Source organism: Paraburkholderia dipogonis, assembly GCF_046027395.1.
GTDB classification, from domain to species: domain Bacteria; phylum Pseudomonadota; class Gammaproteobacteria; order Burkholderiales; family Burkholderiaceae; genus Paraburkholderia; species Paraburkholderia dipogonis_A.
In genome coordinates this window covers 153,967-175,676 of sequence record NZ_JAQQEG010000005.1, presented here as the reverse complement: position 1 = coordinate 175,676, position 21,710 = coordinate 153,967, and the positions used below count along the sequence as shown (strand labels likewise).

At 62.0% G+C, this 21,710-nt stretch carries 16 protein-coding genes; 8 read left to right on the top strand and 8 right to left on the bottom strand.

The features are described from left to right. Nucleotides 1-8 precede the first annotated feature (8 nt). Together PQR32_RS07475 and PQR32_RS07470 are read left to right on the top strand one after the other, a co-directional pair. Complete coding sequence (locus PQR32_RS07475) at nucleotides 9-1,064, top strand: HoxN/HupN/NixA family nickel/cobalt transporter (RefSeq protein WP_408223811.1); 1,056 nt, start codon at nucleotides 9-11, stop codon at nucleotides 1,062-1,064. 56 nt (nucleotides 1,065-1,120) lie between these two features. Then, nucleotides 1,121-2,125, top strand: a complete 1,005-nt coding sequence (locus PQR32_RS07470) for a GlxA family transcriptional regulator (protein WP_408223808.1) — start codon at nucleotides 1,121-1,123, stop codon at nucleotides 2,123-2,125. A gap of 131 nt (nucleotides 2,126-2,256) precedes the next feature. On the opposite strand, the gene PQR32_RS07465 is transcribed toward PQR32_RS07470, so the two are convergent. Continuing rightward, the gene (locus PQR32_RS07465; RefSeq protein WP_408223805.1) at nucleotides 2,257-2,628 is read right to left on the bottom strand and encodes a DUF3331 domain-containing protein; all 372 of its coding nucleotides are present in this window, start codon (nucleotides 2,626-2,628) and stop codon (nucleotides 2,257-2,259) included. A gap of 674 nt (nucleotides 2,629-3,302) precedes the next feature. After that, nucleotides 3,303-3,983: a response regulator transcription factor gene (locus PQR32_RS07460; protein WP_408223802.1), complete on the bottom strand. Its 681-nt coding sequence runs from the start codon at nucleotides 3,981-3,983 to the stop codon at nucleotides 3,303-3,305. A 233-nt stretch (nucleotides 3,984-4,216) separates the two neighbouring features. Between PQR32_RS07460 and PQR32_RS07455 the strand changes: the two genes are divergently transcribed. From PQR32_RS07455 to PQR32_RS07445, 3 genes are all read left to right on the top strand, one after another. Further along, nucleotides 4,217-9,811, top strand: coding sequence for a trifunctional serine/threonine-protein kinase/ATP-binding protein/sensor histidine kinase (locus PQR32_RS07455; protein ID WP_408223799.1), 5,595 nt, complete (start codon nucleotides 4,217-4,219; stop codon nucleotides 9,809-9,811). Between the two features lie 209 nt (nucleotides 9,812-10,020). Further along, the gene (locus tag PQR32_RS07450) at nucleotides 10,021-10,389 is read left to right on the top strand and encodes a response regulator transcription factor (protein WP_408223796.1); all 369 of its coding nucleotides are present in this window, start codon (nucleotides 10,021-10,023) and stop codon (nucleotides 10,387-10,389) included. A gap of 653 nt (nucleotides 10,390-11,042) precedes the next feature. After that, entirely contained in the window at nucleotides 11,043-11,258 is a 216-nt protein-coding gene (locus tag PQR32_RS07445) for a hypothetical protein (RefSeq protein WP_408223793.1), read from the top strand. A gap of 150 nt (nucleotides 11,259-11,408) precedes the next feature. Here the strand turns inward: PQR32_RS07445 and PQR32_RS07440 are convergent, their stop codons facing one another. From PQR32_RS07440 to PQR32_RS07415, 6 genes are all read right to left on the bottom strand, one after another. After that, a complete protein-coding gene (locus PQR32_RS07440; RefSeq protein ID WP_408223790.1) occupies nucleotides 11,409-13,046 on the bottom strand; it encodes a gamma-glutamyltransferase family protein in 1,638 nt (545 codons plus the stop codon). Between the two features lie 63 nt (nucleotides 13,047-13,109). Further along, nucleotides 13,110-14,006, bottom strand: coding sequence for an ABC transporter permease (locus PQR32_RS07435; protein WP_408223787.1), 897 nt, complete (start codon nucleotides 14,004-14,006; stop codon nucleotides 13,110-13,112). Further along, nucleotides 14,006-14,950: an ABC transporter permease gene (locus PQR32_RS07430; RefSeq protein WP_408223784.1), complete on the bottom strand. Its 945-nt coding sequence runs from the start codon at nucleotides 14,948-14,950 to the stop codon at nucleotides 14,006-14,008. Before PQR32_RS07430 ends, PQR32_RS07435 begins: the two co-directional genes overlap by 1 nt. A gap of 6 nt (nucleotides 14,951-14,956) precedes the next feature. After that, entirely contained in the window at nucleotides 14,957-16,459 is a 1,503-nt protein-coding gene (locus tag PQR32_RS07425) for an ABC transporter substrate-binding protein (RefSeq protein WP_408223781.1), read from the bottom strand. Nucleotides 16,460-16,562: 103 nt separating this feature from the next. Further along, a complete protein-coding gene (locus PQR32_RS07420; protein ID WP_408223778.1) occupies nucleotides 16,563-17,693 on the bottom strand; it encodes an ABC transporter ATP-binding protein in 1,131 nt (376 codons plus the stop codon). Beyond that, nucleotides 17,690-18,712, bottom strand: a complete 1,023-nt coding sequence (locus PQR32_RS07415) for an ABC transporter ATP-binding protein (RefSeq protein WP_408223775.1) — start codon at nucleotides 18,710-18,712, stop codon at nucleotides 17,690-17,692. The genes PQR32_RS07420 and PQR32_RS07415 overlap by 4 nt, the downstream gene beginning before the upstream one ends. Before the next feature lie 128 nt (nucleotides 18,713-18,840). On the opposite strand from PQR32_RS07415, the gene PQR32_RS07410 reads away from it, so the two are divergent. The 3 genes from PQR32_RS07410 to PQR32_RS07400 all read left to right on the top strand — a co-directional run bounded on the left by PQR32_RS07410 (nucleotide 18,841) and on the right by PQR32_RS07400 (nucleotide 21,549). Continuing rightward, on the top strand, nucleotides 18,841-19,707 hold the full coding sequence (locus tag PQR32_RS07410; protein ID WP_408223772.1) for a LysR substrate-binding domain-containing protein: 867 nt from the start codon (nucleotides 18,841-18,843) through the stop codon (nucleotides 19,705-19,707). A 91-nt stretch (nucleotides 19,708-19,798) separates the two neighbouring features. Then, on the top strand, nucleotides 19,799-20,758 hold the full coding sequence (locus PQR32_RS07405) for a helix-turn-helix transcriptional regulator (protein WP_408224036.1): 960 nt from the start codon (nucleotides 19,799-19,801) through the stop codon (nucleotides 20,756-20,758). 89 nt (nucleotides 20,759-20,847) lie between these two features. Further along, nucleotides 20,848-21,549 carry a fumarylacetoacetate hydrolase family protein gene (locus PQR32_RS07400; protein WP_408223769.1) on the top strand — a complete coding sequence of 234 codons (702 nt, stop codon included), beginning with the start codon at nucleotides 20,848-20,850 and terminating at the stop codon, nucleotides 21,547-21,549. Nucleotides 21,550-21,710 lie beyond the last annotated feature (161 nt).

Below are 21,710 nucleotides of genomic sequence, written 5' to 3'. Positions count from 1 at the left end.
TATCTATCATGCTCAAGCAACTGTCCAATGTACTCACGGGATCCGATCCTCAGGTCCAGCGCAAGCTCTTTGGCATTTACGGCCTGCTGTTGGTGACTAATGCCGCCGCGTGGATCTGGGCGTTCGTGTCGTTCTGGGACCACCCGGTCCTGCTCGGCACCGCGTTGATCGCCTATGGACTGGGCTTGCGCCATGCGGTCGATGCCGATCACATTGCCGCGATCGACAACGTGACCCGTAAGCTGATGCAGGAAAAAAAGCGTCCTGTCGCCGTGGGCTTTTTCTTCTCGCTCGGTCACTCGACCATCATCGTCATCGCCTCGCTCGCGGTCGCTGCGGTTGCAAGCGTGTTGAGCACGCGCTTCGTCCAATACAAGGAATTGGGCGGACTGATCAGCACGTCGGTATCGACCGTCTTTCTGTTCGCGATCGCATTCCTGAACCTGCTGATTCTGAAATCGATCTTCCAGGCGTGGCGCCACGTACGCGCAGGCGGCGCCTACGTCGACGACGACTTCGACATGTTGCTGGCCGATCGCGGCTTTCTCGCGCGGATCTTTCGCCCGATGTTCCGGCTCGTCACGCGCAGCTGGCACATGTTCCCACTTGGCTTTCTGTTCGGACTGGGTTTCGATACCGCGACCGAGGTGAGCCTGCTCGGCATGTCCGCGTCGCAGGTTTCGCACGGCATTTCGCCATGGGCGGTCATGGTGTTCCCGGCGCTCTTCAGCGCGGGGATGTCGCTGGTCGATACGCTCGACGGTCACCTGATGCTCGGCGCCTACGGCTGGGCGTATCTCAAGCCGATTCGTAAGATCTACTACAACATGACGATCACGCTGGTGTCGGTCGCGGTCGCGCTGCTGGTCGGCACGATCGAGGCCTTGGGCCTGATTTCTGACCACTTGAAGCTCGAAGGCAAGCTGTGGGATGCTATCGGTACGTTGAACGACAACTTCGGCACGCTGGGCTACTTCATCATTGGTATCTTCGCCGCGAGCTGGCTCGTATCGATGGTGCTTTACCGAACCCGGCGCTTCGACGAACTCGAGGCGAGCCGCTAAGCGAGCGCATGCGGCATGCGTCGCGCCAGCCTCGGCTCCATTTTGACTGACACCTTATGCGCAAGATCACTGTCGGAATGGTGCTGTTCCCCGGCTTCCAGCTGCTCGATATCGCGGGCCCCAAGGACGCCTTTGCGGAAGTCCGCATCCTCAGTCAGGGGACGTGCGAATACGAAATGCTGACGATCGGCACGACGCGCGGCAGCGTGCTGTCTTCCAGCGGCCTCACGGTGATGCCGGACCGGACCATTTTCGATCCGTGTCCGCATTTCGACACGGTGATCGTGCCCGGCGGCCTCGGCGTATTCGAAGTACTCGAAGACTCGACGCTCAGCGAATGGCTCGCGAAGCAGCACAAGAGCACGAGGCGGATCGCCGCTATCTGCAACGGCGTTTTTGCGTTCGGCGCCGCCGGCATGATCGATAACCGGACGGTCACGACACACTGGATGGACGCCACGCGTCTTTCTTCGATGTTTCCGAAGGCGAAGGTCGAACCCGACCAGATCTACGTAAAAGACAGCGGCCTCTATACGACCGCCGGCGTGACCGCCGGCATCGATCTCGCGCTGGTCATGATCGAAGAGGACTTCGGCAAGCAAATGGCGCTCGACGTCGCCAAGTATCTGATCGTTTATGTGCGCCGCGCGGGCGGCCAATCGCAATTCAGCCCCCTGTTGGAAACCCAGGCCGCCAGCGATTCCCAGATCCAGTCAATTCAGCAGTACCTGCTCGACAACCTTCATCTGAATCACACGACCACGTCGCTTGCGCGCCGGCTCAAAATGAGTCCGCGCAATCTGTCCCGCATCTTCACCAAGGAATGCGGCGTCAGTCTCATCGCATTCCTGAACGACGCGCGCATCGATGCCGCGCGCCGCTACCTCGAAAGCACCCGCCACCCGATCGGCGAAATCGCGAAGCGCTGCGGCTTTGAGAGCGCGGATACACTTCGGCGTACGTTTAGCCGCCGGCTTCAGATCAGTCCCGCCGAATACCGGCAGCGCTTTCGCTCCGGCGATCCGGTGAACGAGGGGGCTGCGGCACTGCGTCACCGATGACGAAAGCGATCGCGAACTACGCGTGATCGTCGAGACGCGTCCCGGTTTCAATTTGAAATGCTTGTGTGCAAACAGTGGAGCGCGCTCTGAGACGGCCAGCGCGCCGACGATGCTTTACTGGCGAGCTGGAGTCAACCTACGCTATCCAGCGCGTCTCCGGCGCGTGTGCTGGCCTTATACAGCTCGCTGGCCAGAATCACTGCATCGCTGTTGAGTGGTTTGAACGGTCCGCGGATTCGGGGACGGTAGATCCGGTCGCCCTTGCTGATAGGCTCGCCAGACAGGGCGCAACGCCCTGCCGCGGGAGCGAAGCAGGGGGCCCAGATTTGCTCCTCGTAGTTGCAAAGCGTAGCGTCGTGCCAGCGCAACGCGAAGAGCGAATTGGACAGTTCCTCCACGACCGTCACCGTATAGGTGCGCACGTCACTACCGTCCGACTCACGCGAAATGATCGGCTCGCCACCCAGGCGGGAGCGACCGGACAGGTCCGCAGGATTCCGCATCGGGTCTGTCGGAGAAAAAAATGAGTCAATGACCGCGGGCGTCGTCGTCCACGGGTCTCGAACGTCGGGCGCTGAAGTGAGTCGGTCCGGCTGATGCGATGATGGATGATGGGATGAGGACAGCGCAGGGAAAGCAGGTGCATGACAAGATTCACTTTCTGGCAGGATGTCTGAAGTCGTATTGTGTTCAGCGTTCAAGATCGTTTGCGCTCCTTACCAAAGAGTGAAACAGCAGTCGAACAACGCCCGACTTGCGGCTACTGGATGCATATGGTGGAGAAGTCGACTGTGCGGCGATAGACGGTCCTGCCGAGCCACGGCACGAACGTGTACTCGCCATATGAGTTGCTTCCGATATGGATCCAGCTACGTAGAACATGTGACACGATGATTCCTTGGACACGTTAAGAAGGGAACCGGTCGGGCGGCCATCCGAAAGTGCCATGGGGTCGTCGGGCCGAACCGCGGGCTTTGCGCTGCAATAACAGCAAGCGTGCCGCGATGAGAGAAGAGTAGGTTTAGCCGGAGGGCGAGTCTACTCTACGGTTGGATATGCCGATGCCGCATTAGCGTAACCGGCTTATACGGATGTATAAGCGCGGCAAGGAGACTTCACTGAGCTTGCTCCGTCAAGCGAATCTCCTGTTGAGCGGCAAACGCAAGCAGATCCGCGTTCAGGAATGACGGCCGTCGGGCAGACAGGGCTTGATACCAAGCGACTCGGCCTTGCGCACGAGGTCTGGCATCGAGCGTGCGTTCATTTTTCGCATGACTTGTCCGCGGTGGACCTTGACCGTGATCTCGCTCAAGTTCATCTCAGAGGCAATCTGCTTGTTCATCAGACCGGACAAGACAAAGGCCATCACCTCTTTCTCGCGCGGCGAAAGAGACTGGTAGGCAGCGCGCAGACCGGCTAACGCGGCTTCTGCCGTGAGCCGTTCGCTGTCTCGCGCCAAGGCTTGAGCAACCGCGTCGAGCATGTCCTGGTCTTTGAATGGCTTCGCAAAGAAATCGAGCGCGCCAGCCTTCATCGCCTTCACCCCCATCTCGATGTCTCCATGACCGGTCATGAATACGACGGGAATACGCATACCGCTATTGACGATTTCCTGGTGAAAAGCCATGCCGCTTTTGCCGCGCAGTCGCACGTCCAGGATGAGGCAGCTCGGTCCCGAGGAGTGAGGAAACCGGAGAAATTCGTCCGGCGACTCGAACGTTTCGACGCGCAAGCCTACGGAGCGCAAAAGCAGGTCAAGGGCCCGACGGATGCCTTCGTCGTCGTCGACGACGTAGATAACGGAACCGTCAGTTGCTTGGGATTTGTCCGTTGTTTGGCGGGTCGGTCTAGTAGTCATGTTGACACCTCGCGAAGCCGGAATGCGGTCGTACCCCGCTGGCATGGACCCATTTTCAACTTGCCAATGCACCTGCACCTCATTGGCAACCGAGTAAACTGATTGTAAATCGTTGCAGTCACCACGTGATCACTTTGGATGAGGCCAACGTCCGTGAGGGGCCTGGACTCCATTCAACAGCGGAATGCAAAGTGCAGGTGTCGGGCCAGGTCGCCGCCAGACAAGGGGGGGCAATGATTATCGCGAATTGTCAGACCATTGATCGGATCTACGTGACTGCGGGCTCGGCCCTCTACCGTGCCCGCCGCCTGACGGATGGAATGCAGGTGCTTCTCAAACTACTTCCTGAACACGCCGACGCAGCCCAATCCGCTCGGTTCAAGCGCGAATACCTGCTCCTTCACACGTTGAACATCGCTGGCGTTGCCAAGCCGCTTGCCCTGATCGATGACCGCGGACACCTGGTGTCGATTCTGGAAGACTTCTCAGGCGAGTCGCTCGAGACCGAGTTGTGTCGCAGCCCGCGCCCGGACCTGCCTCGCTGCCTCGCTATCGCCCATCACCTGGCCGATGCATTGGCGGGTATCGATGCCGCCCACGTCATCCATCGAGATCTGCGGCCGGCCAATATTCTGGTCGCGCCAGAAACTGGCCATGTTCTGCTGGTGGATTTCAGTCTCGCGACGACCCAGGAAGACATCGTCTCGCCAGAGGACGTTGTCGTATCCATGGGCGAGTGGGCGTATATGTCCCCCGAGCAAACCGGCCGCATGAATCGTCCGGTCGATTACCGGACCGATTGCTATTCGATGGGCGTGTTGCTCTATCGCATGCTGACCGGTCAGTTGCCGTTCCAGGCGAGCGATCCGCTGGAATGGACACATTGCCATATCGCCCGTATGCCGCCCCCGCCGTGCGATATTGCGCCCGCGATGCCGCAACCGGTGTCGGACATCGTCATGAAGCTGTTGGCCAAACTACCGGAGGATCGGTATCAAAGCATGCGCGGCGTGCAATCCGATCTCGAGCGCTGTCTCGCGCAATGGCGCGCCGGCGGCCGGATTGAGCCGTTCCGGCTCGGCACGGACGATCTGTCGGATCGCTTCCAGATTCCACACAGACTGTACGGGCGCGATCAGGAATCGAATGCGCTCCTCGGTGTATTCGAACTCATGGCGGCCACCGGCCGGGCGGCGCTTGCCACCGTGTCCGGGTACTCGGGCATCGGCAAGTCGTCGCTGGTCGACGCCTTACGCAAGCCGATTGTCACGAAGCATGGCTACTTCATTTCAGGCAAATTCGATCAGTACCAGCGCGACATTCCCTATGCCACCCTTACGCAAGCGTTTGGCGAGTTGGTGCAGCAACTGCTGGGCGAAAGTGCCGCACGCATCGCCGGCTGGCGACAAGAACTGCAGGCTGCGGTCGGGGTCAATGGCCAACTCATTCTCGATGTGCTGCCCAAAGTCGAGTTGATCATCGGCACCCAAGCGCCGGTACCGGCGCTGCCGCCGGCGGAGGCCCAAAACCGGTTCCGCCTGGTCTTCCGGCAATTCGTGACCGTGTTCACGAGCAAGGCACACCCGCTAGTCCTCTTCCTGGATGACCTGCAGTGGATCGACGCGGCCAGCCTGGCGCTCGTCGAGCACCTGCTCACCCACCCCGACACCTGTTATCTGCTGCTGATCGGCGCCTATCGCGACAACGAAGTGAGCGCGACGCATCCGCTTATGAAAAGCCTCGATGCGATCCATCACAGTGGCACGCCGGTGGTCGACATCCAGCTCGCGCCGTTGTCCGGCGCGCATCTGAATCAGTTGGTGGCCGACACGCTGCATGCGCCACCCGCGAGCTGCGAGCCGCTCACACATCTCATTTGTGAGCGCACCGAGAGCAACCCGTTTTTCTTTATCCAGTTCCTGGATGCACTGCACAAGGAGGGGTTGCTACGGCGTGACGCACAGATCCAGGCATGGCGGTGGGACCTGGAACAGATCAAAGCGAAAGACTTCGCCGATAACGTCGTCGATCTGATGTTGGGCAAGTTACGGCAACTGCCGACCCCGGCACAGGAAGCGCTGCAGCTGGCCGCTTGCCTCGGCAACAAGTTCGACCTGCGGACTCTCGCGCTGGTCAGCGGCCAAGCCGAGGTTGAGCAACACCTTGCGCCTGCAGTGCGCGAGAAATTGGTCTTACGCACCCACGGCAGCGGTAAGTTTCTGCACGACCGGATCCAGCAAGCGGCTTATTCACTGATTCCCGAAGGACGCCGCAGTGAAGTACATCTGCGCATTGGCCGCCTGCTCCTCTCGAACATGACGGCCAACGAGCTCGCCGACCATCTGTTCGATGTGGCAAACCAGTTCAATCGAGGCACCGCGCTAATCACGGCGCAGGAGGAGCGCGAGCGCGTAGCTGAACTTAATCTCACCGCTGGCATGCGTGCCAAGGCAGCGACGGCCTACGCAGCGGCACTGGCCTACTTCACTGCCGGCGACGCACTGGTGACAGAGGATGGCACGGAGCGGCGCGACGCGCTCACGTTCTCGCTCGGTTTTCAGCGTGCCGAATGCGAATTCCTGAACAGCTACCTGACGACGGCGGAACAACGACTCTCGATACTTTCAAACCGCGCAGCAAACCTCATCGAAAAAGCCGCCGTCACGTGCCTGCGCATGGCCCTTTATATGAACGCGGGACAAGCCGACCGCGCCGTTGAAGTGAGCCTCGAATATCTCCGTGCTGTCGGCGTCACGTGGTCGGCGCACCCGAGCAAGGAGGCGGTGCAGCAGGAATACGAGCAATTGTGGCAACGGATGGGCAGCCGCTCGATCGAGCAGCTCCTCGAATTGCCTTTGATGACCGATCCCGTGTGTCGTGCCACTCTGGACGTGCTAACAGCCGTCCAGCCGCCCGCTCATGCCACCGACATGAACCTGTATTGCCTCATCGCCGGCCGCATGGCGAACCTGAGCCTCGAGCATGGAAACAGCGACGGATCGGGATTCGCCTATGTCATGCTCGGCATGACCCTCGGCCCGCAATTCGGCGATTACCGGGCCGGGTTCCGGTTCGGCAAGCTCGGTGTGGATCTCGTCGAGAAGTACAGGATGGATCGCTTCAAAGCCCGCGTCTACGCAGGCTTTGGCGCCTTCATCGTTCCCTGGACGGCGCACATACGTGCGGGTCGTGCCGTATTGCGGCTCGCCTTTGACACGGCCAACCAAACCGGCGACCTTACGTTTTCGGGCTATTGCGGCAACAACCTGATCACCAATTTTCTAGCGGCCGGAGATCCGCTCGGTGATGTGCAGCGAGAAGCCGAAAGCGGCCTCGAGTTCGCACGCAAAATGCGGTTCGAATTCGTCGCCGACGTCATGACTGCGCAACTCAGGCTGATCAATGGGCTCCGCGGTCTGACGCCCGATTTCGGCTCGTTCAACGACGCTGCGTTCGACGAAGACCGGTTCGAGCAGCATTTGGGCGCAGATCCGGGGCTGGCACTTGTGGCTTGCTGGTACTGGATCCGCAAGTTGCAAGCGCGCTTCCATGCGGGTGACTACGCTTGCGCCATCGCAGCGGCATCGAATGCTGAACCGTTGCTGTGGACGTCGCCATTCTGCTTCGAGGTGGCGGAATATCATTTCTACGACGCGCTGGCGCGCGCGGCACAATGCGACTCGGTATCGGCTGACCAACGACCCGCGCTTCTGGAGGCGCTGTTCGCTCACCATAAACGGTTCGAGATGTGGGCTGGCAATTGCCCCGAGAATTTTTCTGACCGCGCCGCCCTGATAGCCGCGGAGATTGCTCGTCTCGAAGCTCGCGACTCCGATTCCATGCGACTTTACGAACAGGCCATTCGATCAGCACGCGAGTACCACTTCGTCCAGAACGAGGCAATCGCTTATGAGCGCGCATCCGCGTTCTACCGCACGCGTGGATTCGAGACAATTGCCGACGCCTACATGCGAAAGGCGCGCGACTGCTTTGCGCGCTGGGGCGCCGACGGCAAGGTCAGGCAGATCGACGCGCGCACGCCGCAACTGCGCGAAGAGCCGGCTTCATCGACGTCCAGTACGTTCGGCAACGTTGAGCAACTGGATCTGCTCTCGGTCACCAAGGCCTCCCAGGCCATCTCTGGCCAGATCGTGCTCGAGGATCTCGTCGACACGCTGATGCACATCCTGCTTGAAAATGCCGGAGCGCAGACCTGCTATTTGCTGCTCGCACGCAACGAGGACCTGGTCCTCGCGGCCGAAGCGAGCGTCGAGCAACAGACGATCCAGGTACGGCGGCATCTGGGCCGGGCGCGGCCCGCACAGGCGTTGCCGGCATCGTCCATAAGCGAATCGGTGCTGCCCGCGTCCATCATCAATTACGTGCGCCGCTGCCAGGAGCGGGTATTGCTGACGGATGCGATGCAATCGAATCCCTTTGCGGCAGACGATTACTTCGCCCGCCGGCGACCGAAGTCGGTGCTGTGCCTGCCGATCATGCGGCGCTCTGCGTTGATCGGGCTGTTGTATCTGGAGAACAACCTGGCCACGCATGCTTTCCCGCCCGAACGCGTAACCGTGCTGGAACTGCTGGCCTCGCAGGCCGCGATCTCGCTGGAGAACGCGCTGCTCTATGCCGACCTGCAGCGCGAGAACAGCGAGCGCAAGCTGGCCGAGGAGGAGCTACGCGTGCGCGAAGCACGCATCCGGCGGCTGGTCGAGTCGAACATCATCGGAGTGTTCTTCTGGAACGTGGCCGGTATCGCCACCGACGCGAACGACGCGTTTCTCCGGATCGTCGGCTATACACGACAGGATCTGCTGTCCGGCCAAGTCCAATGGGCCACCATGACGCCTCCGGAATATCGCGCCGCCGACGCGCGGGCGGTTGAAGAACTACGGCGGTACGGGAGTTCCCAGCCCTACGAAAAGGAATATATCCGCAAGGACGGCGGTCGCATCCCGGTTCTGGTCGGCGGCGCACTAATGGAGGGCTCGGAGGAAAACGGCGTGGCGTTCGTGCTCGACCTGACCGAACAGAAGGAGGCCGAGGCGGAACTCGCAGCGCGGCGAACCGCGGCCAAACAGGCGGAGGAACAGTTGCAATCATTACAGGTGGAACTGGCTCATGCAACTCGCGTAACAACGCTTGGGGAACTGAGTGCATCCATCGCCCACGAAGTCAGCCAGCCGCTCGGCGCGATCGTGACCAGTGGCGAAGCCTGCCTGCGATGGCTCGGCCACAGGGAGCCGCAGCCGGAAGAGGTGCGGGGCTGTGTGCAGCATATGATCGGCGAAGGTAGGCGCGCGAGCGAAATTGTCCGGCGTATCCGCACGCTCACCAGGAAGGCTGCCCCGCGGAAGACACAGCTGGAACTCAACGATGTGATCAATGACATCGTAGCCCTGGTTCAGCGCGAAGTCTTCAATCATCGCGTTTCGTTGCGCCTCGAGCTTGCCTCCGGGTTGCCTCCGTTGCTCGGTGATCGGGTCCAGCTTCAGCAAGTGCTCATCAATCTGGTCATAAACGGTATCCAGGCGATGGCTGACATCGGCGACGCTCCGCGTGAACTACTGATCGAGTCCCATCGGGATAACGATGGGCACGTCGTGGTCGCTGTGCAGGACTCTGGCCCCGGCATCGATCCGGAAAGCGCAAATCGGCTGTTCGACGCTTTCTTCACCACGAAGGCCGAAGGAATGGGCATGGGATTGTCGATCTGCCGTTCGATCATCGAAGCCCACGGAGGACAGGTGTGGGCGTCCAACCATGCCGGGCGCGGGGCCATTTTCCAGTTCAGTCTGCCTTCGGATAGCGAAGCGTCCTGAAGGACAATCCGGCGTGATACACAGAGCAATAACCGGTAATGCTTGAGAGCACGATCGAGACGCATCCGGATCGACGCCACGTTCATGAACCGTTTATACATTCGTATCATTTCCGTGCGGCGGCTTCCGGGCTACGATTGATTTGAGTCGCATGCCACACGATTCCGTCTGGCGCGGCTCCGCTTTCAGTGTGCCGAGGCCCGTCGCTTGTGTCTTCTCAAATTGTTTCCATCGTCGATGACGATGAGGGTGCCCGGGTGGCGACCGCGAGTCTGGTTCGTTCGCTGGGGTGGCAGGCACGAGTGTTTGCATCGGCGGAAGAATTTCTGGAGTCGGGGTTAATCGGCGAAACGTCATGCCTGATTTCGGATATACGGATGTCGGGCCTGTCCGGAATCGAACTGCACGACCACCTGCTGGCCCTCGGGTACGCAATTCCGATCATTTTCGTCACGGGATTCCCGACTGTCACCCTTCAGGCCAAAATCCAGGCCAGAGGTGCGCCCCCTTTCCTCGAGAAGCCCGTTGATGCCACCACGGTCGAGCGATTGCTCAATCTTGCGCTGGGTCAACCATAGCGCGTTGGCAGCTCATCAGAAGATTGCCGTCGCGCCGGGCCACGCAATCCAGGCCCTCAAAGCTTCAGTTCCCCTGCGTCGTCCGGACGATTTGTGCCTGCACGGCTTCGCGCCATGGACATTGCCTGTCGAACAGGAACTTCATCGCGACGGACACATTTCATCGCCGCCAGCAATTGCGCGAGTTATACGCGGGTATGAGATTCCTATCTATATGCACCGGCGTTCGAGCCGTTCGTAGAATGGTTTCGTGTGCCTCGGACCTGTACATTGTTTTCAAGGCCAATGTGCAAGCGTGATGCGCCTGACAGGGCCAGTCTTATTCATCACCAGTTCGCTCGATCAATACGCGAACCTGAGTCCGGTTTCTTGACGATTGATGCTCGCCACCTGGGCGCGCATCGTAGCCCATGCTGTCAGCCGGTGGCGGCCGCTGTAATTGCGGCCTATCTGAAGGAGGAGCAACCGATGATGACCATCGTGCTTATCTACATGTCCGGCTTCCTTGTCGTCGTGGCGACTGCGCTTGTCGCAATGATCAAGACCATCGCGCGTCCAAATCGTTGAAACGAGGAAATGTCGTATCTATCCGCTGCCGTTATTCGCATCTGCGTGATTCGACCACGCCCATGTTCGATGTTGTGGAGGTTGTCATGTTCATCCAGTCCAGCCAGATAGCACTGCCTTTTTCGTTCGAACGCGACCTGTGCGCATGGGCAAACGCCGTGTACGAAAAAGCCGTCGGAGAGGGCTTCATTCGCGTGCCCTGGGAGCCGGACGATGCGATCGTCCGGCGATTGCAGGCTTACTTCCACAGTGGCCTGTCGCCTGCCGAAGCTGCGAGCGCATGCTTCTGTCTGAACCACTGATGATCGCGCCTGGCGCTGAGCCTGAGATCGCCCGCGTGTCCCGACCGATCAAATCGCACACGGGTGCGTGGCAACTTTAAGCCCGAGCGCCGCAAGCAGCGGGTCGCCACCTGCGAGGCTCAGGCATCTTGTACCGTACGGCTGCCCGGATCAGAAACCGGCGGCCAGTCCGTCGCGCCGGGTGTCGCTCGCGGCGACATAACCGCGCTCGGGATCGTTGCGATCGAGCTTCCAGATGTACTGCCCGGAACCGAAGTCCATATACGGATCCTCGACCGACTTGATCGTATGGCCGAGACCCTCGAGCGCGCGCACCGTGTCCCCATCGAGCGTCGCTTCGACGTCGACCGTGAAGTCGCGATTGACCTTCCAGCGCGGCGCGTCGCACGCGGCCTGCGGCTGCTGACCGTAGTCGAGCATTCGCACAATGGATTGCAGATGCCCTTGCGGCTGCATGTCGCCGCCCATCACGCCGAAGCTCATCACCGCTTCCTGGCGGCCGTCGACCTGCTGGGTCAGGAAAGCAGGGATGATCGTATGGAACGGTCGCTTGCCGCCTTCGACCACGTTCGCCGACTTCGGATCCATCGAGAACCCGTAACCGCGGTTCTGCAGCGAAATGCCAGAGTCCGGCACGACGATGCCCGAGCCGAAGCCCATGTAGTTCGACTGGATGAAGCTGACCATCATGCCGCGCTCATCGGCGACCGACATGTAGATCGTGCCGCCCGCCTTCGGCATACCGAAATCGAAATGCGTGGCACGCTTCGGGTCGATCAACTTCGCGCGCGACTTCAGGTACGCGTCGTCGAGCATCTGTTCGGGCGTGACCTCCATCGAGCGCGGATCGGCGACGTACTGGTAGACGTCGGCGAAGGCGAGCTTCATCGCTTCAATCTGCAAATGCTGCGATTCGATGCCGTCAACTGGCAGCGCGCCCAGCTCGAACTGTTCGAGAATGCCGAGCGCGATTAGCGCGGCAATGCCCTGGCCGTTCGGCGGAATTTCGTGCACCGTGTGGCCGCGATAGTCCTTGCTGATCGGCTCGACCCAGTCGACGCGGTAGTTGCGCAGGTCGTCCATCGTGAGCGCGCCGCCGCCCTGGCGCGAGAACGCGGCGATCTGTTCTGCGATCTCGCCTTCGTAGTACGCGCGCGGGCCCTGCTCGGCCAGCTTACGCAGCGTCTTCGCGTGGCCCGGAAAGCGCACCAGTTCACTCACTTCCGGCGCGCGGCCACGCGGCATGAACGTGTCGGCGAAGCCCGGCTGGTCCTTCAGTTCCGGCACGGCGGCCGCCCACTTGTATGCAACGACGCTCGCCACCGCATGGCCGCGATCGGCGATCTCGATGGCCGGCTCCATCAGGTCGGCGAACGGCAGCGAGCCGAACTTCTGATGCAGCGCCTCCCAGCCGGCGATCACGCCCGGCACCGTCACCGCATCCCAGCCGCGCTTGGGGTGCTTCGCGAGACCGTTTTCCTCACCGTACTTACGCTTGAAGTAATCGACATTCCACGCGGCGGGCGACACGCCCGACGCGTTCAGCCCATGCAGCTTCGCGCCGTCCCAGACGAGCGCGAACGCGTCGCTGCCGAGGCCGTTAGAGACCGGCTCGACGACCGTGATCGCCGCGGCCGCGGCAATCGCCGCATCGACGGCATTTCCGCCTTTCCACAACATGCGCAAGCCGGCTTGTGCGGCAAGCGGATGGGACGTCGAAACGATGTTGCGCGCGAACACGGGCAACCGGGGTGTTGGATACGGGTTTTGCCAATTGAAACGTGTCATTGAAAAACTCAAACGAAAGTAATGTGGGGGCGGTCGGCCCATTGAGGCGGCGACGAAATCCGGTTACGACTCGCGCGGATCGAGCGCATCGCGCAGACCGTCGCCGAGCAGGTTGAAACCGAGCACGGCCAGAAAGATCGCGATGCCTGGGAAAATCGACATCCACGGCGCCTGACTGACAAAATCCTTCGCGGTGTTGAGCATCGAACCCCACGACGGCGACGGCGGCAGTTGGCCGAGCCCGAGGAACGACAGGCTCGCTTCGGCGATGATCGCGGTCGCGATCGTCAGGCTTGCCTGCACGATGATCGGCGGCAGCACGTTCGGCAGGATGTACCGCACGATGATCCGTGCGTGGCCGAGGCCGATTGCCCGCGCGCCTTCGACATATTCCTCGGCCTTCACGGTGATCGCCTGGCCGCGCGTCAGCCGGACGAAGCGCGGCATGGCGGAGATGCCGATCGCCGCCATCGCGTTGGTCAGGCTCGGTCCGAGGAATGCGGCGAGCGCGATGGCGAGGATCAGGAATGGAATCGACAGCAACGCGTCGGCGATTCGCGAGATCACGCCGTCGACGAGCTTGCCGAAATAGCCGGCCAGCAAGCCGAGCGGCACGCCGATCACGACCGCGATGCAGACCGACACGACGCCCGCCAGCAGCGACGCGCGCGCGCCCCATAGCAGACGGCTCAGCACGTCGCGGCCGAGTTCGTCGGTGCCGAACCAGTGCACGGCCGAAGGCGCCTGCCGCACGGTCATGAAGCTGGCCTGCACCGGGTCGTAATGCGACAGCCACGGCGCGAATACCGCCATCAGGACGATAAGCAGCACGAGCGCCGCGCCGAACACGGCGGCGCGATTGCGCATGAACTTCGCGATTCCGCGGTGCTTGCGGCGCGGCAGTACGGCCGTCTGCGACGCAGCGGCCGACGCCTGAACGGGGGAGGCGGAAGTAGCCATCAGCTGCGTCTCAGTCGGGGATTGAGTAGGACGTACAACACGTCGGCGCACAGGTTCACGACGATGAAGCACAGCGCGGTGACGAGCACGACACCCTGCACGACCGCGTAGTCGCGATTGAACACAGCATCGACGATGAGCTTGCCGAAGCCGGGGATCGTGAAAACCTGCTCGGTCAGCACCGCACCCGCGAGCAGTTCGCCGAACAGCAGCGCGAGCACGGTGACGATCGGCACCAGCGCGTTGCGAAAAGCGTGCTTGACGACGACGGTGCCGCGCAGCAGCCCTTTGGCGCGCGCGGTCCGAATATAGTCGGTGCGCAGCACGCTCAGCATCGCGCTGCGCGTGTGGCGCATCAATTGCGCGCCGAGCGAGGCGCCGAGCACGAACGCGGGCATCAGCATGGTCTTGATGCTGAGCCAGAAGTCTTCGGCCGGCGACACGTAGCCGGACGACGGCAGCAGATGCCAGCGCACCGAGACGATGAAGATCAGCATGATGCCGAGCCAGAAGTTCGGGATCGACATGCCGGACAACGCGAAGACGTTCGCGCCGTAATCGAGCGCGCCGCCGCGGCTTGCGGCGGAGATGACGCCGGCCGGAATGCCGATGCCGATCGCGAAGATCATCGCCATCGCCGCGAGCTGCAGTGTGACCGGCAACTTCTGCGCGATCAGCGACGTCACCGGCACGTCGGTGCGCAGCGACGCGCCGAGATCGCCGTGCACGACGTCGCGAACCCACAGCGCGTACTGCGTCGGCACCGGTTCGTCGAGGTGGTACTTGACGCGCAACGACGCGATCAACTGTGGATCCTGATCTTCCCCGGCCATTGCCATCACCGGATCGCCGGGCAGCAGCTTCTGCAGGCCAAAGATCAGCATCGACACGAGAATCAGCGTCGGAATGGCGACCAGCACGCGATTTGCAACGATCTGCAGCATGATCGGTCAGCCCTTGACACTGACGCCGCGCAGGCGGATCAGGCCGTCGGGATAGGGCGTGAAGCCTTGCACCTTCTTCGACAACTCGAACGGCCACGGCTGGCTATAGACATAGATGATCGGATCGTCGTCGGCGAGCAGCTTCGACGCCGCGTCGTACTGCGTTTTGCGGTCAGCGGCGGTCAGCTTCACGCGCGCCGCGTCGAGCAGCTGGTCGACTTGGGGGTTGCAGTAATGCGCGTAATTGAGGTTGCCGGCGCACGTATTGAACTGATGCAGGTTGCCGTCCGGATCGACACGGCCCGACCAGCCGAGGTACATCGCCTCGAAGTCGCCGCTGTGCGCGGCATTGAGCTCGGTCGCATAGTCGGTCGGCCGCAGCTTCAGGTTGAAGCCGGCTTCGCCGACCATCGCCTGCATCATCTGCACGATCTGGCTCGACACCGTGTTGTTCGGGTAAGTGAACTCGATGTCGACGTGCTCGTGGCCCGCCGCCTTCAGCAGCGCCTTCGCCTTCGCGACGTCGCGATGCGGCATCGGCAGCGACGCGTTGTAGTACGGGCTCGACTTCGGCACCGCCTGATTCGCCGGCGCGAAGATGCCCGCGCCGATCACCTGGTTGATCGCGTCACGGTCGATCGCGAGTTCGAACGCCTGCCGCACGCGCTTGTCTTTCAGCAGCGCGTTGCTGCGCTTGCCGTTGCCGATGTTGAACGTAACGTAGTAATAGCCGAAGCCGCTGACCGGCGCGAACTTGTAGCTCGCGTCGCTCTTGACCGACGCGACATCGGACGGCGCGAGGCGCTCAAGCATGTCGAGCGAACCCGAACGCAGGTTTGCGAGGCGCACGGTGCTGTCCGGAATCGGCAGGAAGATCACGCGCTGGACCGGGTATTTGTCGGCGTCCCAGTAGCCTGGGAATTTCTCCAGCACGACGCGATCGTTCTGCACGCGCTGAACGAACTTGTACGGGCCCGAACACACAGGATGCGCGGCGACGCCAGCCGGATCGGCCAGCGTCTTCGGCGCGAGCATCATGCCGGCGCGGTCGGTCAGCGTTGCGAGCAGCGCGGCGTCTGGCTGCTTCAACGCGATTGCGACCGTGTAGTCGTCGATCACGTCGACGTGATCGACCGACGCCAGTTCGCTCTTGCGGTTGCTCGTCGGCAACGTGCGGTCGCGGTCGAGGTTCGCCTTGACCGCGGCCGCGTTGAACGGCTCGTCGTCCTGGAACTTCACCCCTTGACGCAGCTTGAACGTCAGCGTCTTGCCGTCGGCGCTCGTCGTCCACGACGTCGCCAGCATCGGCACGATCTTCAGGTCGGGCGTGATATCGACCAGCGCGTTGCACAGCGACGCAAATACGATCCGGTCGACGAGCTGCACGCTGCGTGCGGGGTCGAGCGAACCGATGTCGTCCTGCAAGCCGATCCGTATCGTCTGGCTGGTCTGGGCCATTGCGCCGGTAGCGCTGAGTGCGAGCGCCACGGCAATCAACATTCTTCGCATGAGGACTTCCCTTTGTTTTCCAATTCACAAAACGGTTTGGTGAGCAGGCAGCGCAGCGGCGCCAGCTCGATTCTTCACATCGATTTTCATCTCGACCACCGGCTCAATCGCCGCTGGCGGCCAGCGTCGCCTGGCGGTCGCGGTAGATCGCGAGCCGCTCGATCAATTTCGGGCTGACGCTCGTCGCCAGCGGTGCGCCGCCGCCGGCGTTCTGGATCTCGCGCCAGAAGTGGCATGCGACTTGCCGTCCGTCCTCGAGGCGCTCGCTGATCGGCCGCGCTTGCGCGCAGTACGGCTTCGCATGCGGACAGCGCGTATGGAAACGGCAACCGGAAGGCGGCGCGGTCGGACTCGGCAGATCGCCGGACAATGCAGGCTTCGCACGCCGCTCGTGCGGGCTGCTCGCCGGAATCGCGCGCAGCAGCGCTTGCGTGTACGGATGCAGCGGCGCGTCGAACAGTGCATCGACATCGGCCAGCTCGACGATCTCGCCGAGATACATCACGGCAACGCGGTCGCTCATATGGCGGATCACCGCGAGGTCGTGCGCGACCATGATCAGCGTGAGGCCGAGATCCTGTTTCAGTGTCTCGAGAAGATTGATCACCTGCGCCTGCACCGAGACGTCGAGCGCCGACACCGGCTCATCGCCGACGATCAGCTTCGGCTCGCCAGCCAACGCGCGCGCGATGCCGATCCGTTGCCGCTGGCCGCCGGAGAATTCGTGCGGGTAACGGTCCGCGTAAGCCGGTTGCAGGCCAACCGTGCGCAGCAGTTGCGCGACGCGCTCGCGATGCTCGGCGCCGTTGCTCGCGAGTCCGTGCAGCGCGATCGGCTCGCCGACGATCTGGCCGATCGTCATGCCCGGATTCAGCGACGCGAACGGATCCTGAAAGATGATCTGCATTTCGCGGCGCAGCCGCCGCAGCGGTGCGCCTTGCTGATGCGTGATGTCCTTGCCTTGATAGAACACGCGGCCGTCGGTCGAATCGATCAAACGGAGCAGCAGGCGGCCCAGCGTGGACTTGCCGCAGCCCGATTCGCCGACGATCGCGAACGTCTCGCCGGGGTCGACCGCGAACGACACGTCGTTGACTGCGTAGACGGTTGGCGTGCGCGTGAAGAGATGCCGCGTACCGCCAAAATGCTTCGTCAACGCGCGCGCCTCGATGATCGGCGTCTGCGAATTCGAGGCCAGGTGTGCGTGCGGCGTCGGTGTAGTGGGCGTCGTCATGCAATTTCCTTGCTCAACAGCGGCGCGGCGACCTGTTCGACCGGAGCGAGCCAGCACGCGACGCGATGCACGCCCGCTATCACCTTGTCGGGCGGCGCGGCGTCGATACAGCGTTGCTCGGCGAATGGGCAGCGCGGCGCGAAGCGACAGCCGTTCGGCATCAACTCGGGCGACGGCACCGAACCGCGGATCGTCGCGAGCGCGCCTTCGCGCTTACCGACCGACGGAATCGCACCCATCAGGCCGATCGTGTAGGGATGCTGCGGGTCGTCGAACAGATCGGCAACGGTGCCGTATTCGACGATGCGGCCCGCGTACATCACCGCGACGTGGTCGGCGACTTCCGCGACGACGCCGAGGTCGTGCGTGATCAACACCATCGCGGTACCGGTCTCGGCCTGCAGATTTTTCACGAGCGCCAGCACCTGCGCCTGGATCGTCACGTCGAGCGCGGTCGTCGGCTCGTCGGCGATCAACAGGCGCGGGCGGTTCGCGAGCGCCATCGCGATCATTACGCGTTGGCGCATGCCGCCGGAGAGCTGATGCGGGTACGCATCGAGCCGGGTTTCCGGCGCCGGGATCCGCACGAGCCGCAGCATCTCGAGCGCTTGCTCGCGCGCCTGCCCGCGCTCGACATCGCGATGCCGCCGGATGCTTTCGCCGATCTGTTCGCCGACCGTGAACGCCGGGTTCAGCGACGTCATCGGCTCCTGAAAGATCATCGACAGCCGGTTGCCGCGAATATCAGCCAGTTCGCGCTCGGATAGCGCGAACAGGTCCTTGCCTTCGAAATGCGCGGTGCCGGCGACGCGTTGCGCAGGCGGGCTCGCGAGCAGACCCATCAGCGCGAGCGACGTCACGCTCTTGCCGCAGCCCGATTCGCCGACGATGCAGAGTGTCTCGCCAGTGCCGACCGAGAACGACACGTCATGAACGAGGTTCGGCACCTCGGCAGCGCGCGAGAACTTCAACGAAAAGCCGCGCACCTCCAGAACCGGTCGGCGGGCGGCATCGGTCATGCTGGGAAACTCCATATCGAGCTGCTAGTCCTGTTCAAGGCTGTCCTTGCAGCGATTATGTGGTGCGCTTAACCACAGAAAATATTAATATTTCTTACCGGTACTTAATTTTTTCTTGGGAATGAGCGATGCCGACTTTGCGCATGTTGAGAACCTTTCGGGCCGTCGCGCGCACCGGATCATTCGCGGCAGCGGCCGGGAGCGTCGCGCTGACCCAGGCGGCGGTTAGCTTGCAGATGCGCGGGCTCGAACAGGCGCTAGGCCGCCAGCTCTTCGACCGCAGCGGCCGGCAGATCATGCTGAGCCGCCACGGACAAGATATCTGGCCGAAGGTCGAGCAGATTTTCGACCTCCTGGCCGAACTCGAAGCGACGCCGGCGGATTCGATGGTCGGGCCGGTGACCATCGGCGCGGTGGTGTCGGTGATCGGCGCGCTGTCGCTGGTCATCGCGCGTTTGAAGGCCGCGCATCCGCAACTGGATGTGCGGCTGCTGTCGTCGCGCTCCGACGAACTGGCGCGGATGGTCGAGGCGGGTGAGGTCGATATCGCGGCGGTCGTCGCGCATGCCGACACGACGCTGCCTGACACGCTGAAGTGGACGACGCTATACACGGAGCCGCTGATGTTGGTGGTCAGCCGCGAAATCGGTGACAACGATCCGCGGCGGATTCTGCGCAACCACCCCTTTCTGCGCTTCGACCGGCGGGTGCGCACCGGGCGCGTCGTCGAGCATGCACTGCAGACCGTCGGCCTGACGGTCAACGAATACCTCGAACTCAACTCGATCGAGACGATCGCCGCGCTGGTGCGCGAAAATGTCGGCGTCGCGGTGCTACCGCTTCTGCATCGCGGCAGCTGGCACAACGATCCGTTACTACGCGTGCTGCCGATTTCGAATCCGCCGGTGCTGCGCACGGTCGGCATGATCCAGCGCGCGTCATATGACCGGCGCGGCATCACGCAGGCGATTATCGACACGCTGCACAACGACTGAGCGGCCTGTGCCCACCGCTTCACGGCGTTACGTCTGCACATGACGACTTATGGTCTGATACAGTACCCTGAATCAATTGGAGCACGCAGCCATGAAGGCTTCACGGGCGGCGGCATCACGCACTTATGCGATGCCTGAGCGAAGCGACCGCCTCGATTTCTACATACGCGATCAAGCCTCACGCCCCGCGATTGAAGAGCCGCACAAGCACGAATATTTTCAAATTCAGATCAACCTCGGCGGCGATACCGAACAGCACATCGGCGGGGTACGCCGACCGTTTCCCGCGGGTGCGGTCGCTTTTATCCTGCCGTATCGCTTGCATCTGATACCGCACCCCGCGCATTCGCGCTTCATTGTCATCAACTTTACGCAAGCGTTTCTACGCACCAATACGGACGGAGTCGCGGGTCCCCTGGACCTCGAGGATGTGTCGATTACGCAGGCCCCCGAACTCGCGCCGTTCAGGCTTCAGGAGTACATCGACTTCATTCTGGAGGAGGCCGATCTCGCCGAAATCGGGCCGGTTTTGTCACGCATGCTGGAGGTCGATGAGACGCGGCGCTTCGGTGCGACCGCCCTCCTGCGCGGGTATCTTCTTCAGCTTATCGGGATCGTATGCCAGCGGCACGCGGATCAGTTGCTTCGGCTTTCCTCGCGTAACGTACAACGACTCGGCCGACGGGACGCTCTGGTCCGCGTGGACCGTCATGTCAATGCGCATCTCGCGAGCGACGCACTGTCTCTGACCTCGGCCGCCGCCGCTGCGTTTCTATCGCCGAACTACCTTACGCATCTGATCAAGAAAGAGACGGGCCGGACATTTGTCGAGTGGGTGACCGAGCGACGCATCGCACGTGCAAAGGAACTGTTGGCAAACGACAACCGGCGCATCAAGGACATCGCGTCTCTGGTCGGCTATCGCGACGAGGCCTATTTTTCGAGGCGGTTTCGTCAGTCGGTCGGTCAGTCTCCGAGCGACTTTCGCGACATGCACCGGAGTGCGGGTCAACGAAACGGCGGCCCGACCGCGCGCAACAGCGCACCGTAAGATCGTCCTGGTGTTCGGCGGATTTGTCCTGCATGGTGCGTTCGCAGGGCGATATCGTAGGTAGGCCAATACTACTCGCGAGGCTTACCATGACCGAATACTCGGTGACACCCCCCACGATCACCTCCGTTGCTGTCAGCGGCTCGACGAGCCGCTTTCCCGTGCGCCGCGTCTTCTGTGTCGGGCGCAACTACGCCGACCATGCGCGCGAAATGGGCGCCAACCCGGACCGCGATCCTCCGTTCTTTTTCTCCAAGCCTGCCGATGCCGTCGTGCCGGCGACCGGTGTGCTGCCGTACCCTCCCCTTACCTCCGACTTGCATCATGAGATTGAGCTCGTCATTGCGGTCGGCAAGGAAGGCAAAGCCATCGCCCCGGAAAACGCACTCGATTTTGTCTGGGGTTATGGCGTTGGCGTCGATCTGACACGTCGGGATCTTCAGGCGACCGCGAAGAAACTGAGCCGCCCGTGGGACTGGGCGAAAGGCTTCGACGCGTCTGCGCCGGTGAGCGAGATCAAACCGGCGTCCGAGCTGGGGCATCCGTCCAGCGGACGGATATGGTTGTCCGTGAATGGCGAAGTCCGTCAGCAAGGCGATCTCAGCGAGATGATCTGGCCTGTCGCGGACATCATCAGTTACGTGTCTCAGAGTGTCACTGTGAAGCCGGGAGACCTTATCTTCAGCGGAACACCCGCTGGCGTCGGCGCACTACGCCAAGGCGACAAGGTCACAGGCGGCGTGGACGGCGTTGCAACCTTCAGTTTCGAGGTGGGCCCGCTGGCCGGCTGAACGAGGCGCGGGAAATTCGCCGCAAGGTCTAGCCTGCGAACAGGTGCGTCCGGCGCGAACCGGGCGCTTTTCGCAGGCAGACGCGAGTGTGGACGCGAACGTTCAACGTCCACCCGCTTTTTGTCCCAGGGTCTTGAAGGATGCCAGTTCACGACCGCCTG